Origin of the sequence: Promicromonospora sp. NPDC060271 (assembly GCF_042726755.1) — a bacterium.
In the GTDB taxonomy this organism is placed as follows: Bacteria; Actinomycetota; Actinomycetes; order Actinomycetales; family Cellulomonadaceae; genus Promicromonospora.
In genome coordinates, this window is sequence record NZ_JBHXBG010000152.1 from 1 (window position 1) to 12,783 (window position 12,783).

A 12,783-nucleotide genomic window follows, 5' to 3' on the forward strand; every position below is an offset into this window, starting at 1 on the left:
GGCCTGGCCCGCGCCGAAGCGCGGACCGGGCCGACCTGGTTGCGTCAGGAACCGACGCGGAAACGCACGAACGAGGACACGGAGCCGTTCGCGTCGGCGACGTGCTTGCCGACGGTGGTCTTCGAGTCCTTGGCCAGCGGCTGGTCGACGAGCACGACCTCCTTGAAGAAGCCGTTCAGGCGACCCTCGACGATCTTGGGCAGCGCGGCCTCCGGCTTGCCCTCGTTCTTCGAGGTCTCCAGAGCGATCGCACGCTCCTTCTCGACGACGTCCGCCGGGACGTCCTCACGCGTGAGGTACTTCGGGGCCAGGGCCGCGATGTGCTGCGCGACGTCCTTGGCGACCGAGGCGCCGGCCTCGTCGGTGACGACGAGGACACCGATCGACGGCGGGAGGTCCTTGGCCGTCTTGTGCAGGTACGTCGTGACCTTCGGGCCCTCGACGCGCACGACGCGGCGCAGGACGATCTTCTCGCCCAGCGTGGCGCCCTGAGCGGCGATGAGGTCGGCGACGGTGCCCTCGGCCGACGGGGCGACGGAGGCCGCCACCTCGTCCGAGGCACCGGCGGCTGCCGCGGCCTCGAGAACGGCCTCGGCCAGTGCGATGAACTTCTCGTTCTTCACGACGAAGTCGGTCTCGGCGTTCAGCTCGATCATCGTTGCGACCTGGCCGGCCGCGGTGTCCTCGACCTTGACGGCCACGAGCCCCTCGGACGTGGCGTTGCCCTCACGCTTGGCGGCGCGGGCGAGGCCCTTGGTGCGGATGATCTCGATGGCCTTCTCGGCGTCGCCGTCGGCGGTGTCGAGTGCCTTCTTGACGTCGAGCATGCCGGCGCCGGTCCGCTCACGCAGCGCCTTGATGTCAGCGGCGGTGTAGTTCGCCATTGTTCTGGTCCTCCGTGCAGTCGTGGTGTTCGTGGGAGGTCGTGAGACCCGAGGGACGGTGCGCCGACCGGGTCCGGGCGAACCGGACCCGGTCAGCGCAGCACGTCACTTCTCGGTCTCGGCCTCGGCGGCCTCGGGAGCAACCGCCTCGGTGGCCTCGGCAGGGGCGGCCGGGGTGGCGGCCTCAGCGGCCTCGACGGACGCCGCCGGGGTCTCGACGGTGCCCTCGGAACCGGCGAGGAGCTCGCGCTCCCACTCGGCCAGCGGCTCGGCGGCGGCCTCGGCCTCGGCACCGGTCTTGTTGCCACCGGAGTGACGCTGCATGAGGCCCTCGGCGGCGGCGTCCGCGATCACGCGGGTGAGCAGCGTGACGGAACGGATCGCGTCGTCGTTGCCCGGGATCGCGTAGTCGACCATGTCGGGGTCGCAGTTGGTGTCGAGGATCGCGACGACGGGGATGCCCAGCTTGCGGGCCTCGTCCACCGCGAGGTGCTCCTTGTTCGTGTCGACGATCCAGACGGCCGAGGGAACCTTGGCCATGTCACGGATACCGCCGAGCGTGCGCGCGAGCTTGTCCTTCTCGCGGCGCAGGACCAGGAGCTCCTTCTTCGTGAGGCCCGAGGCCGCCACGTCGTCGAAGTCGATCTCCTCGAGCTCCTTCATCCGCTGAAGGCGCTTGTGCACGGTGGTGAAGTTCGTGAGCATGCCACCGAGCCAGCGGTGGTTCACGTAGGGCATCCCGACGCGGGCGGCCTGCTCGGCCACCGGCTCCTGGGCCTGCTTCTTGGTGCCGACGAAGAGGATCGAGCCGCCGTGGGCGACCGTCTCCTTGACGAAGTCGTAGGCGTTGTCGATGAAGTGCAGCGACTGCTGCAGGTCGACGATGTAGATGCCGTTGCGCTCCGTGAAGATGAAGCGCTTCATCTTCGGGTTCCAACGGCGGGTCTGGTGTCCGAAGTGGACACCGCTCTCGAGGAGCTGGCGCATGGACACGACGGCCATGACACGTCCTTTCGGTGCGGCCCGAGATCGACCCGGGTCCTCCGCACGCATTTCAGGGCGGCACAGGACTGCGTCCCGGCCGCGGTTTGGGTTGGATCGGCACCACGTTGCCTCGGTGCCCCTGGCGCCACGGCGTGTCCGACGCCGACCCTGTGGGCCGGACCGCTGCCGGACGCGACCTTGGTGTGACGCGCGTTGTCGATCGAGTGCTCCCCCTGCCGGGCCGACGGTCAGCGAGGCTGTCCGTCCGCCGGATCGGGAGTGCATGCCGGTCGCGGGTGGAAGTCTACCCGACCAGCCCTCGCAACGAGGACCCAGCCGCCGTGCCGCGACTGTGACGTCGTCCGCTCCCCCGCCGACCGGGTCCGGGTCTGCTCCCGGAAGTTCCTCGGGGCGCCGCGGAGACCCTCGCCACGCCGGTAGCGGGCTCCGAACGCGACCACAGGCGGGCCCTGCGCCTGCTTGTGCACAGGCGGCCGTCCTGCGGCGCCCGGAGGTGCGGACGCCGGTCGAGGCTCGCTGCATGAGACCGCTCATCGCTCCCGCCGGCCGCCACGTACTCGGGCGGCGCGCCACGACGCTCCTGACCGTGCTGCTCACCGCCGTGCTTGTCGCACTCTCCGCGGCAGTACCCGCCGCCGCGGTCCGTTCGGGCCCTGACGTCGGGGTTCTGGCGCGTGCCGACCTCGGGGGCTTGGCACGCGCAGACCTCGGGGTCTTGCCGGGCCCCGACGCCGGGGAGCTCACGACCGGCACAACCGGATACGTCGCGCCCGTCGCCGGGGTGGACCCACCGTCCGGGGTGGTCCGTCCGTTCGACGCGCCCGATCACGAGTGGGGAGCCGGGCACCGTGGTGTGGACCTGGTCGCCCCCGAGGGTTCCGGCGTGCGCTCCCCAGGCCCGGGGGTGGTGACCTTCGCGGGACAGGTCGCACGGCGCGGGGTGGTCGTCGTCACGCATCCGGACGGGCTGCGCACGAGTCTGGAGCCGGTCGCCGCCTCGGTGCCGGTCGGGACAGCGGTCGCCGCCGGGGCGGCGATCGGTGTGGTGGAGAGCAGCCGGGCGGACGGCGGCAACACGACGCCGAACCACTGCGCGCCGAGATCCTGCGTCCACTGGGGCGTCCGGCGGGCTGAGCGCTACATCGACCCCTTGTCGCTGCTGAACAGACCGCAGATCGTCCTCCTCCCGGACCCACCGACCCGTTGAGTGCTGGGTATTTGTCCTCTCGAACCGTTTCGGGAGGACAAATATCCAGCACTCAACGGGTGGGGACGGTCAGGCGCGCGGGAAGGCCTGGGCGTAGACGCTGCGCAGCCGCTCCGCGTCCACGTGGGTGTAGCGCTGGGTGGTCGCGAGGTTCGCGTGGCCCAGCACCTCCTGCACCGCACGGAGGTCCGAGCCGCCCTGCAGCAGGTGGGTGGCGGCCGAGTGCCGGAGCGCGTGCGGCGCCACGTCGTCCACCCCGGCCTGGGCCGCGAGGCGGTGCACCGCCTCGCGTACCTGGCGCTGACCCCAGCGTCCGCCGCGCTCCCCCACGAGCAGGGCGTCGCCGGTCGTGGCCGTCACCAGCTCGGGCCGGCCGTCGGTGAGCCAGGCCTCCACCGCGCGCGCCGCCGGGATACCGAACGGCACCACTCGCTCCTTGCCACCCTTGCCGAGCACGCGCACGAGCCGGTCCCGGGAGTCCACGTGGACGACGTCGACGGACACCAGCTCGCCCACGCGGATGCCCGCGCCGTACAGCAGCTCGGCCGCGACCCACGACCGCAGGGCCGCCGGCCGGTTCGCCTCGTCGGCCTCGTCCGCCGCGGTCCGGGCGCCGTCGAGCAGGCGGCCCGCCGCGTCCACGTCGAGCACGGTGGGCAGGGTGCGCGGCACCTTGGGGCTCGCGAGGCGTGCCGACGGGTCAACAGGAACCAGCCCTGAACGGTGCGCCCAGCGCAGGAACGCGCGGGCGGAGGCACCCCGGCGCGCGAGCGTGGAGCGGGCGAGCCCACGGTCCGACTGGGACGCGAGCCAGCCGCGCAGGAGGGTGAGGTCGATGGCGTCGAGCCGCGTGCCGCCGTGCCGCATCGCGTAGCGGAGCAGGTCCGTCACGTCCGCCACGTAGGCACGACGTGTGTGGGCGGAGTGCCCGCGCTGCGCGTCGAGGTAGCTGCCGAACCGGGACACGGCGTCGGACATGTGCTCGGGTAGCCGAGGCAAGCCGGACAGGTCGGTAAGGTCCACGTTTGCCAGTGTGCAGCTCCCGTCCCGCACGTGGAAGCAGGCGCGCCGCCGTTTTCGCCCGTGCCCGCGAGGTCTGCGACCATGGCTGGTCGGACGAGCACAGGAGGACGCAAAGATGCGTGCTGTACAGGTTACCGAGTTCGGCGGGCCCGAGGTCCTGAAGGCCGTCGAGGTACCCGAACCGACGGCGGGCCCCGGACAGGTGCTGATCGACGTCACGCGGATCGGCCTGAACTACGCCGACACGCACCAGGTCGAGAACTCCTACCAGACGCCGACCAGGCTCCCGTTCGTCCCCGGCGGCGAGGTGGTGGGGCGCACGCCGGACGGCAGGCGGGTCGTCGCACTCCTGGCCGGTGGCGGCGGATACGCCGAGCGTGCGGTCGCCGAGGAGGCGATGACCTTCCCCGTGCCCGACGATGTGGACGACCTCACGGCGCTCTCCATGCTGGTGCAGGGCACCACCGCCTGGATCCTGCTGCGCAAGAACGCCCACCTCGAGCCCGGCGAGTCGGTGGTCGTGCACGCGGCAGCAGGCGGCGTCGGCACGATAGCCGTGCAGCTCGCCAAGGCCTGGGGCGCCGGCCGGGTCGTCGCGACGGCGAGCAGCGACGAGAAGCGCGCCCTGGCCCTCGAGCTCGGCGCCGACGTCGCCGTGGACTCCCGCTCGGACGACATGACCGCGACCCTCGTCGAGGCCAACGGACGGCGCGTGGACATCGTGCTCGACATGGTCGGCGGGACCACCACCGACCAGAGCGTCGCGGCGCTCGCGCCCTTCGGCAGGCTGGTCTTCTACGGCATGGCGGGACGCACTCCGCCGAAGCCCGTCGAGCTGCGCAACCTGCTCGGCCACAGCACCACCGTGGCGGGCATGTGGCTCCCACACGTGTTCCGCCTGCCCGGCGACCTCTACGGCACCGCGCTGGCCGAGCTCTTCGACCTCGCACGGACCGGCGGGCTCCGCGCCGTGGCGGGCGGCGAGTACGCCCTGTCCGACGCCCGCGGGGCGCACGAGGCCCTGCGCTCACGAGGTACCGTCGGCAAGCTGCTGCTCGACCCGACCCGCTGAACTGCCCCGCCCCGTGCGCTGGTCCGGCGTGCGGCGCACGGGGCAGGCGCACAGGGCAGGCGCACGGGGCACGGCGCGGGCGAGGCTCCGCCGGCGCCTCAGCGCCTGCGCCAGCCTCCGTCCCTCTGCTCGGCCAGGCCCATGAGCTCCAGCAGCCCCAGCGCACCCGTCGTGTCGCCGAGCGCGAGGCCCGCCGCACGAGCGATCGACCGTTCGTGCGCCGCCTTCCGCACGGGCAGCGCGTCCAGCACCGCCCTGCCCGCCGCGTCGAGGTGGTCGCCGAGCCGGGTCTCGCCCCGGCGTTCCGGCGCGCTCTCGCCCACGTCCCCGACCAGCTCGGCGGCCTCCGCCGCATCCGTGACGCAGACGGCGGCGCCCCGCCGCAGGAGCTCGTGGCAGCCCGCGGACGCCATCGACGTGACCGGCCCCGGCACCGCCCCCAGCGGCCGGAGCAGCCTCGCCGCATGGTTGGCGGTGGACAGCGCGCCTGACCGGACCGACGCCTCGACCACGACGGTGCCCGAGGTGAGCGAGGCGATCAGGCGGTTGCGCTTGAGGAAGCGCTGCTTGCCCGGTACCGAACCCGGCGGCACCTCGCTCACCACCGCACCCTGCTCGACGGTCCGCCGGAGCAGGTCGGTGTTGCTCGCCGGGTAGAGCCGGTCGACACCACCCGCGAGAAAGGCCACGGTCGGCGACCCGGACACCAGCGCACCCCGGTGCGCCTCCGCGTCGATGCCGTTGGCGCCGCCCGAGACCACCGTGAACCCACGGTCGGCCAGGCCGCACGCCAGGGTCCTGGTCACGCGGATGCCGTAGTCCGTGCAGGCCCGCGAACCGACCAGGGACACCGAACGCTCCGCCAGCCGGGACAGGTCCGGGTCGCCCCGCACCCACAGCGCCAGCGGACCGCCCACGCCCAGGTCGGCGAACCCGGCGGGCCAGCGCGGGTCGTCCGGGGTCAGGAACGTACCGCCGTACCGGCCGAGCACCGTGAGCTCGCCCTCGGGATCGAGCCGTTCGAGCCGTGGCGCCCAGCGCCGCACGGCGGCGACGACCAGGTCCGCCGCTCGCGCACCCGAGGTGCCGCCGCCAGGCCCCGGCCTCGCGGCGGCAGGCCCTTCGGTGACAGGCCCTTCGGCAGCCGGCCCGAGCAGGCGCCCGGGTGCGTCGGCGCGGCCGCCCGCGCCCGGTCCGGGACCGCGGCCCGGCACGGCGTCGAGCGCACGGGCGCCGCCGATCCGCCGGAGCGCGGCGCCCGCCCGGTCCGGGGACCGGGCCGCGTCCACCAGCCAGTCGAGCGCGGCGACGGGACCGAGGTTGCCCACCAGCGCACCGGCTACCGGGTCCCCTGGCTCGGCGATGCGGCTCCACGCGGCCCGGGCCAGCACCGGATCGTCGGCGTCGAACCCGAGTCCTGTGCGGGGCAGGTCGAAGAGCGGCTCACCCATGGTCGCCCCCGGTACGCAGCAGCAGCGCGTTCCCGATGTCGGCCACCGTTGGCGCGGCACGTCCCGCCAGGTCCGCGATGGTCCAGGCCATCCGCAGCACCCGGTCCACGCCACGCAGGCTGAGCCGTCCGTCGGTCATCGCCTGCTCGATCGGGCCGAGCAGGCCCGGGTGCGGCCGCAACAGGTCGCGCAGGAACGGCCCGGGCATCTCGGCATTGGTGGACCACGGCGTACCGGCCAGGCGGGTCCGTGCGGCCTGGCGCGCGGCGAGCACGCGGGCTGCCACCACCGACGTCGGCTCGGACCTGCCCTCCAGGCGCTCCACGCGGTCGACCGGCTGCACCTCGACCTGCACGTCCACCCGGTCCAGCAGCGGGCCGGAGAGCCGCGCGAAGTACCGGCGCCGTAGCGTCGGCGAGCAGCTGCACTCGAGGCCCTTGCCGACCGCCAGCCCGCAGGGGCAGGGGTTCGCCGCGAGCACGAGCTGGAACCGGGCCGGGTAGCGTGCGGCGCCGCCCGACCGGTGGATCACCAGCTCGCCCTGTTCCAGCGGCTGGCGCAGCGTCTCCAGGACTTTGCTCCCGAATTCTGGTGCTTCATCCAAGAAGAGCACTCCGCGGTGCGCCCGCGAGACCGCACCCGGACGCGGGATGCCCGACCCGCCGCCCACCACCGCTGCCTGCGTGGCCGTGTGGTGCGGGTCCTCGAACGGCGGCCGGCGGATCAGCCCTCCGCCCGGGTCGAACGTGCCCGCAACCGAGTGCACCGCCGTGACCTCGACCGCCTCGCGGTCGGTGAGGTCGGGGAGGATCCCCGGCAGCCGAGAGGCCAGCATGGTCTTGCCGGCCCCCGGCGGGCCGACCAGCAGCAGGTGATGACCGCCCGCTGCCGCCACCTCGAGGGCCGCACGCGGACGCTCCTGTCCCAGCACGTCGGCCAGGTCGCCCGGCAGCCGGGCGGCCAGCGCCGTGCGGGTCGGCCGCACGGTCACCACCTCGCGCACCAGCTCGGGCGGCCCGCCGTGCAGCGCCACCACCTCGGCCAGGCTCGCCGCACCCACCACGCGGGCGCCCGGCACGAGCCGCGCCTCGTCGAGGTCCCCGGCGGCCACCACGACGTCCGGATATCCGGCGCCCACCGCCGCCGCCACCGCCGGCAGCACCCCGCGCACGGGCTGGAGCCGCCCGTCGAGCCCGAGCTCGCCCAGGTGCACCACCCGGTCCAGGCCGTCGCGGCGCAGACCCGCTGACGTGGGTCCCTCGGCTCCGGCCAGGACCGCGACGGCGATCGCCAGGTCGTACGCGCTGCCCTGCTTGCGCAGCGACGCGGGCGAGAGGTTGACCGTGATCTTCTTGACAGGCCACTGCAGCCCCGTGCTGGTCACGGCCGCCCGGACCCGGTCGCGGGACTCGCTCAGGGCGGCGTCCGGCAGGCCCACCAGCGTGAACCCGGGGACGGACGCCGCCAGGTGCGCCTGCACCTCCACCACGTGCCCCTGCATGCCGACGAGCGAGACCGCTCGGGTGGTCGCCGTCCCCATCAGGCCACCGACTCGAGGTGCTCGACGACAGCGGGCCCCTCGGGCTGCAGCGTCACCGCCACCACGTCGACCCGGATCGCCCCGAAGCGGGGGCGCACGTCCGGCAGCACCGGCGCCGCACTGCCCGGCGCCGGACTGCCCGGCGCCACCTCCTCGGCCAGCCGTGCCGCGGCGAGCCGTTCCCGGAACACGGTGAGCCACTGTCCGGTCAACCGCTTGATCCGCGCCAGCTTCCGCGGCGTGACCGCCTCGGCCGGGTGCCCGAACCCGTGGCCCGACCGGGTCTTGACCTCGATCACCACGAGCACGTCACCGTCGAGCGCGACGATGTCGAGCTCCCCGTCCGTGCCGCGCCAGTTGGTGTCGAGCACCTGCCAGCCGCGCGACACCACGTGCCGCAGCGCCACCCGCTCGCCGTACCGGCCTACGCCGTCCTTCTTCGCCATCGCGTCCACCTCCGTGACCAGCCTTGGTCACGGAGGGGCCGCCGGGCGGGGTGCACCGGGCCGCCTGTGCACAGATCGACGTTCCACAGGCCCGGCGTCGTGCACGGAACGTTGCGGTCTCGTCGGGCGGGTCGGTGCGGGCCCGCGACGAGTTCAGCCGAGCCGCGTCAGAGCGACAGCTCCGCCTTCGCGAGCTCCTCGACGTTCACGTCCTTGAACGTCACCACGCGCACCGACTTCACGAAGCGCGCGGAACGGTAGACGTCCCACACCCAGGCGTCGGCGAGCCGCAGCTCGAAGTACACCTCGCCCGCCGCGGACCGCACCTGCAGGTCCACCTGGTTGGCGAGGTAGAACCGGCGTTCGGTCTCCACCACGTAGGAGAACAGGCCCACCACGTCCCGGTACTCCCGATAGAGCGCGAGCTCCATCTCCGTCTCGTAGTTCTCGAGGTCTTCGGCGCTCACGACGACATCATCCCACCGACGCCGCAGTTCCGGGCAGGTTCCAGGACCTGCGGTGCTGCGGTGTCGGACCGTGCAGCCCCAGGGCGTCCATGTGGGCCTTCGCGCTGTACCCCTTGTTCTGGTCCCAGGCGTACTCCGGGTGCCGCTGCGCCAGCTCGACCAGGATGCCGTCCCGCTCCACCTTGGCCAGCACGCTGGCGGCGGCCACCGACGTGCAGGTCATGTCGGCCTTGATCAGCGTCCGCACGGCGGGGTCGCGCACGCCGTCGTCCGGGGCGTCCGCCGCCGCGAACAGGTCGAGCGACGGGGTGGAGAGCCAGTCGTGCTTTCCGTCCAGCACGACGACGTCGACGTCGCCGCACGTCAGGCGCACCTGGGCGAGCGCGCGCCGGCCGGCCAGCCGGAGTGCCGCGATGATCCCGACCTCGTCGATCTCCGCGGGTCCCGCGTGGCCGACCCCCCACGCCACCGCCCAGCGCCGCACCGCGGGCGCGATCGCCTCGCGCGCGGCCGGCGTCAGGAGCTTGGAGTCGGCGACGCCCTTGGGTCCGGTGCGCGTGGTGGCGTCGACCACCACGACGCCCACGCTGACCGGGCCGGCGAGGGCGCCGCGCCCCACCTCGTCCATGCCCGCGACGAGGCGGGCGCCGGAGGCGAGCAGCGCCCTCTCGTGTCGCAGCGTCGGGACCGTGCGGACCACCTACTTCTCCGCGGGAGGCGCGTCCGGGACGCCGGCGAAGACGTCGCTCGGGTTGCTGTGCCACTTCAGCCGGTCGAGCGGCCACACGGTCGCGAACGCCGTCCCGACCACGTTGTCGACGGGCACGAACCCGCCGCCGGGCTTGCCCCGGTTCTTGCGGGAGTCCTGCGAGTTCTGCCGGTTGTCGCCCATCACCCAGAGCATGTCCTCCGGCACGGTGACGTCGAACTGGTCCTCGCTCGGGATCGAGCCCGGCTTGATGTACGTCTCGTCGATGGGCGTGCCGTTCACCGACACGCGCCCCTCGGCGTCGCAGCACACCACCTTGTCCCCGGGCAGCCCGATCAGGCGCTTGATGAGGTGGTCGCCGGTGTCCTGCGGCAGCAGGCCGACGGTGGTCAGGAACGACACCACGCCGTCGCCGACCGGTCCACGCTCCGGCGGCACGTACGGCGGCAGCCAGTCCCCCGGGTCGACGAAGACGACGATGTCCCCATGCTTCAGGTCGAACGGGCCGGGTGTCAGCCGCGACGCCATCACGCGGTCGCCCTGCGTCAGCGTGTCCTCCATGGACGCGCTGGGGATGTAGAACGGCTGCACCAGCAGCGTCTTGATGAGCCACGACAGGATCAGCGCGCTGACGACGATGATCCCGATCTCCCGGAGCATCGCGACGAAGCCGGACTGCTGCTTTCTCGGTTCACGACCGTGCGCGGCTCCGCCCTGTCGATGCGCCCCGCTGCTCTCCCACGGTTCTGCTGAGCTCAAGGGCGTCCCATCAATAGGGGTGGGCGGCGCCACCCGGTCGAAACTCGTCACGGGGGTAACTCTGTCACCTCGGAGCGCCTGCGGCGAAATGCCTCGCGGGCACACACGCACCCTGTCGGATATCAACACAGAGACATCCCCACCGAGACATCCCCGCAGGACAGGTCACGTACGACGACGGCCGCCGCCCTCGAGGCTGAGGACGACGGCCGATGCCGAGTGCTGTGACGCAGGCGCGTCAGTTGTCGCGCTTCTCGCGGATCTTCGCCTTCTTGCCGCGCAGGTCGCGCAGGTAGTAGAGCTTCGCGCGACGGACGATGCCGCGGCTGACGACCTCGATGGACTCGATCGACGGCGCGTGCAGCGGGAACTTGCGCTCCACGCCGACACCGAAGCTGACCTTGCGGACAGCGAACGTCTCGCCGACCCCGCCGCCGTGGCGGGAGATGACGACGCCCTGGAAGGCCTGGACACGAGAGCGGTTGCCCTCGACGACCTTGACGTTCACCTTGACGGTGTCGCCGGCGCGGAACTCCGGGATGTCGGACCGCAGCGAGGCTGCGTCGATGATGTCGAGCTTCTGCATTGTTCTCTCCGGGCCTGCCACAGGTCAGGCACGAATATCATGGGCCCCGCCTCGGCCTGCTGGCCGCCGGGTCCCGGAAGGGTGTGGATTCTGGTGCGGCTTGACCCCGGTCAGGGGCGGTTGCCCGCCCCGGCCGTCCCCTGTGGCAGAGACCTGACCGGCGACGCACCGAGGGGTAATTCTGCCACACGCACGTGCGAACCGGCTCCCCGAGCAGGTGTGACGTCGGGCGGGGACGACGTCAGGCCCGCGTCAGCCCGTCGGCGTCGTCCGCGCCGCGGACCCAGCCGAGCTCCGCGAGCAGCGCGAGGTCGTGCTTGTCCAGGTTCGACACGGAGAGCGCGGCGATCATGTCCGGCCGCAGCCGCGCCGTCCGCTCCAGCGCGCGGTCCCTGCGCCAGCGCTCGATCTTCGCGTGGTGCCCCGACACGAGCACCTCGGGGATCTCGAGGTCCGCCCACGACGGCGGCTTCGTGTACACGGGGTACTCCAGCAGCCCCGCGGCCCCGTGCGACTCCTCCACCAGGGAGTCCGGGTTGCCGACCATACCGGGGATCAGCCGCGCCACCGCCTCGATCATGACCAGCGACGCGACCTCGCCGCCGTTGAGCACGTAGTCGCCGATCGACAGCTCGTGCACCGTGACCCCGGCGTCCCGGTAGTGCTGCGCCACGCGCGCGTCGATGCCCTCGTACCGTCCGCACGCGAAGACGAGCTGCTCCGCCGACGCCAGGCCTTCGGCGTGCCGCTGCGTGAACACCTCGCCCGACGGCGTAGGGACGATCAGGTGTGCGCCCGTCGTACCGGCGTCCAGCACCTCGTCGATCGCGAGGCCCCAGACGTCGGGGCGCATGACCATGCCGGCTCCCCCGCCGAACGGGGTGTCGTCGACCGTGCGGTGCCGGTCTGTCGTCCAGTCGCGCAGGTCGTGCACGCGCAGGTCCAGCAGGCCGCGCTGGCGGGCCTTGCCGACGAGCGACAGGTCGAGCGCCGCCAGGTAGTCCGGAAAGATGGAGATGACGTCGACGCGCACGTCAGTCGTCTTCCCGGTCGACGATCGCGGCGTCGGCGTCGCGCGCCAGCAGCCCGCCGGGCGGGGTCAGCACCACTCGACCGCCCTCGACGTCGACCACCGGCACTATCGCGAGGACGAACGGGACGAGCGTGCGGACGGCGGAGCCGTCGGGCAGGGTCTCCTCGATCAGGAGCGACTCGTGCGCCGGCATGTACTCCAGCGAGATCACCGTGCCGACCACCGTGCCGTCCTCGAGCTCGACGCGCAGGCCCGCGAGCTCGTGCGCGTACCAGGCGTCCTCGTCCGAGGAGGCGTCGGCCTCGATGACGAGCTCGGTCCCGCGCAGGTTCTCGGCGGCGGTCCGGTCGCTGATCTCGGCGAACGTGACCAGCCACCGGCCCTGGTGCTCACGCGCGTGCGTCACGGTCAGCGGGCCGACGTCGGCCGGGACCGTCTCGAGCCGCTCGCCGATCGCGAGCCGGGCCTGAGGGTCGTCCGTGCGCACGTCGAGGGCTACCTCGCCCTTGAGCCCGTGCGCTTTACTGACGCGCGCCACGGTCAGCTGCATGTCTCTCCTCCCGTTGAGTGCTGGATATTCGCCCGTCGAACGGGTCCGAGG

Annotated in this window: 14 protein-coding genes; 2 read left to right on the top strand and 12 right to left on the bottom strand. The window is 72.8% G+C overall.

Features of this window, described 5'->3' with window-relative positions:
* Positions 1-44: 44 nt before the first annotated feature.
* Together tsf and rpsB are read right to left on the bottom strand one after the other, a co-directional pair.
* Positions 45-884, bottom strand: coding sequence for a translation elongation factor Ts (tsf, locus tag ACFWE2_RS19955; protein ID WP_377225953.1), 840 nt, complete (start codon positions 882-884; stop codon positions 45-47).
* Positions 885-989: 105 nt separating this feature from the next.
* Positions 990-1,886: a 30S ribosomal protein S2 gene (gene rpsB / locus ACFWE2_RS19960; protein ID WP_377225954.1), complete on the bottom strand. Its 897-nt coding sequence runs from the start codon at positions 1,884-1,886 to the stop codon at positions 990-992.
* 523 nt (positions 1,887-2,409) lie between these two features.
* Here rpsB and ACFWE2_RS19965 point away from each other — a divergent pair.
* Positions 2,410-3,096: a peptidoglycan DD-metalloendopeptidase family protein gene (locus tag ACFWE2_RS19965; protein WP_377225955.1), complete on the top strand. Its 687-nt coding sequence runs from the start codon at positions 2,410-2,412 to the stop codon at positions 3,094-3,096.
* Between the two features lie 69 nt (positions 3,097-3,165).
* Here ACFWE2_RS19965 and ACFWE2_RS19970 read toward each other — a convergent pair whose 3' ends face one another.
* Complete coding sequence (locus tag ACFWE2_RS19970; protein WP_377225965.1) at positions 3,166-4,074, bottom strand: tyrosine recombinase XerC; 909 nt, start codon at positions 4,072-4,074, stop codon at positions 3,166-3,168.
* 160 nt (positions 4,075-4,234) lie between these two features.
* On the opposite strand from ACFWE2_RS19970, the gene ACFWE2_RS19975 reads away from it, so the two are divergent.
* Positions 4,235-5,191 (top strand): zinc-binding alcohol dehydrogenase family protein, encoded by a 957-nt coding sequence (locus ACFWE2_RS19975; RefSeq protein WP_377225956.1) that lies wholly within the window; start codon positions 4,235-4,237, stop codon positions 5,189-5,191.
* 98 nt (positions 5,192-5,289) lie between these two features.
* Here ACFWE2_RS19975 and dprA read toward each other — a convergent pair whose 3' ends face one another.
* From dprA to rimM, 9 genes are all read right to left on the bottom strand, one after another.
* A complete protein-coding gene (dprA, locus tag ACFWE2_RS19980; protein WP_377225957.1) occupies positions 5,290-6,642 on the bottom strand; it encodes a DNA-processing protein DprA in 1,353 nt (450 codons plus the stop codon).
* Positions 6,635-8,182, bottom strand: coding sequence for a YifB family Mg chelatase-like AAA ATPase (locus tag ACFWE2_RS19985; protein WP_377225958.1), 1,548 nt, complete (start codon positions 8,180-8,182; stop codon positions 6,635-6,637). Before ACFWE2_RS19985 ends, dprA begins: the two co-directional genes overlap by 8 nt.
* On the bottom strand, positions 8,182-8,628 hold the full coding sequence (locus ACFWE2_RS19990) for a YraN family protein (RefSeq protein ID WP_377225959.1): 447 nt from the start codon (positions 8,626-8,628) through the stop codon (positions 8,182-8,184). The genes ACFWE2_RS19985 and ACFWE2_RS19990 overlap by 1 nt, the downstream gene beginning before the upstream one ends.
* A gap of 167 nt (positions 8,629-8,795) precedes the next feature.
* Positions 8,796-9,095: a DUF2469 domain-containing protein gene (locus ACFWE2_RS19995; protein ID WP_116674488.1), complete on the bottom strand. Its 300-nt coding sequence runs from the start codon at positions 9,093-9,095 to the stop codon at positions 8,796-8,798.
* 7 nt (positions 9,096-9,102) lie between these two features.
* On the bottom strand, positions 9,103-9,795 hold the full coding sequence (locus ACFWE2_RS20000) for a ribonuclease HII (RefSeq protein ID WP_377225960.1): 693 nt from the start codon (positions 9,793-9,795) through the stop codon (positions 9,103-9,105).
* Positions 9,796-10,563, bottom strand: coding sequence for a signal peptidase I (lepB, locus tag ACFWE2_RS20005; RefSeq protein ID WP_377225961.1), 768 nt, complete (start codon positions 10,561-10,563; stop codon positions 9,796-9,798). It lies immediately after the preceding gene.
* Between the two features lie 238 nt (positions 10,564-10,801).
* On the bottom strand, positions 10,802-11,149 hold the full coding sequence (gene rplS / locus ACFWE2_RS20010; RefSeq protein ID WP_377225962.1) for a 50S ribosomal protein L19: 348 nt from the start codon (positions 11,147-11,149) through the stop codon (positions 10,802-10,804).
* Between the two features lie 241 nt (positions 11,150-11,390).
* Positions 11,391-12,182: a tRNA (guanosine(37)-N1)-methyltransferase TrmD gene (trmD, locus tag ACFWE2_RS20015; RefSeq protein ID WP_377225963.1), complete on the bottom strand. Its 792-nt coding sequence runs from the start codon at positions 12,180-12,182 to the stop codon at positions 11,391-11,393.
* A gap of 1 nt (position 12,183) precedes the next feature.
* Entirely contained in the window at positions 12,184-12,732 is a 549-nt protein-coding gene (rimM, locus tag ACFWE2_RS20020; protein ID WP_377225964.1) for a ribosome maturation factor RimM, read from the bottom strand.
* Positions 12,733-12,783: the final 51 nt, after the last annotated feature.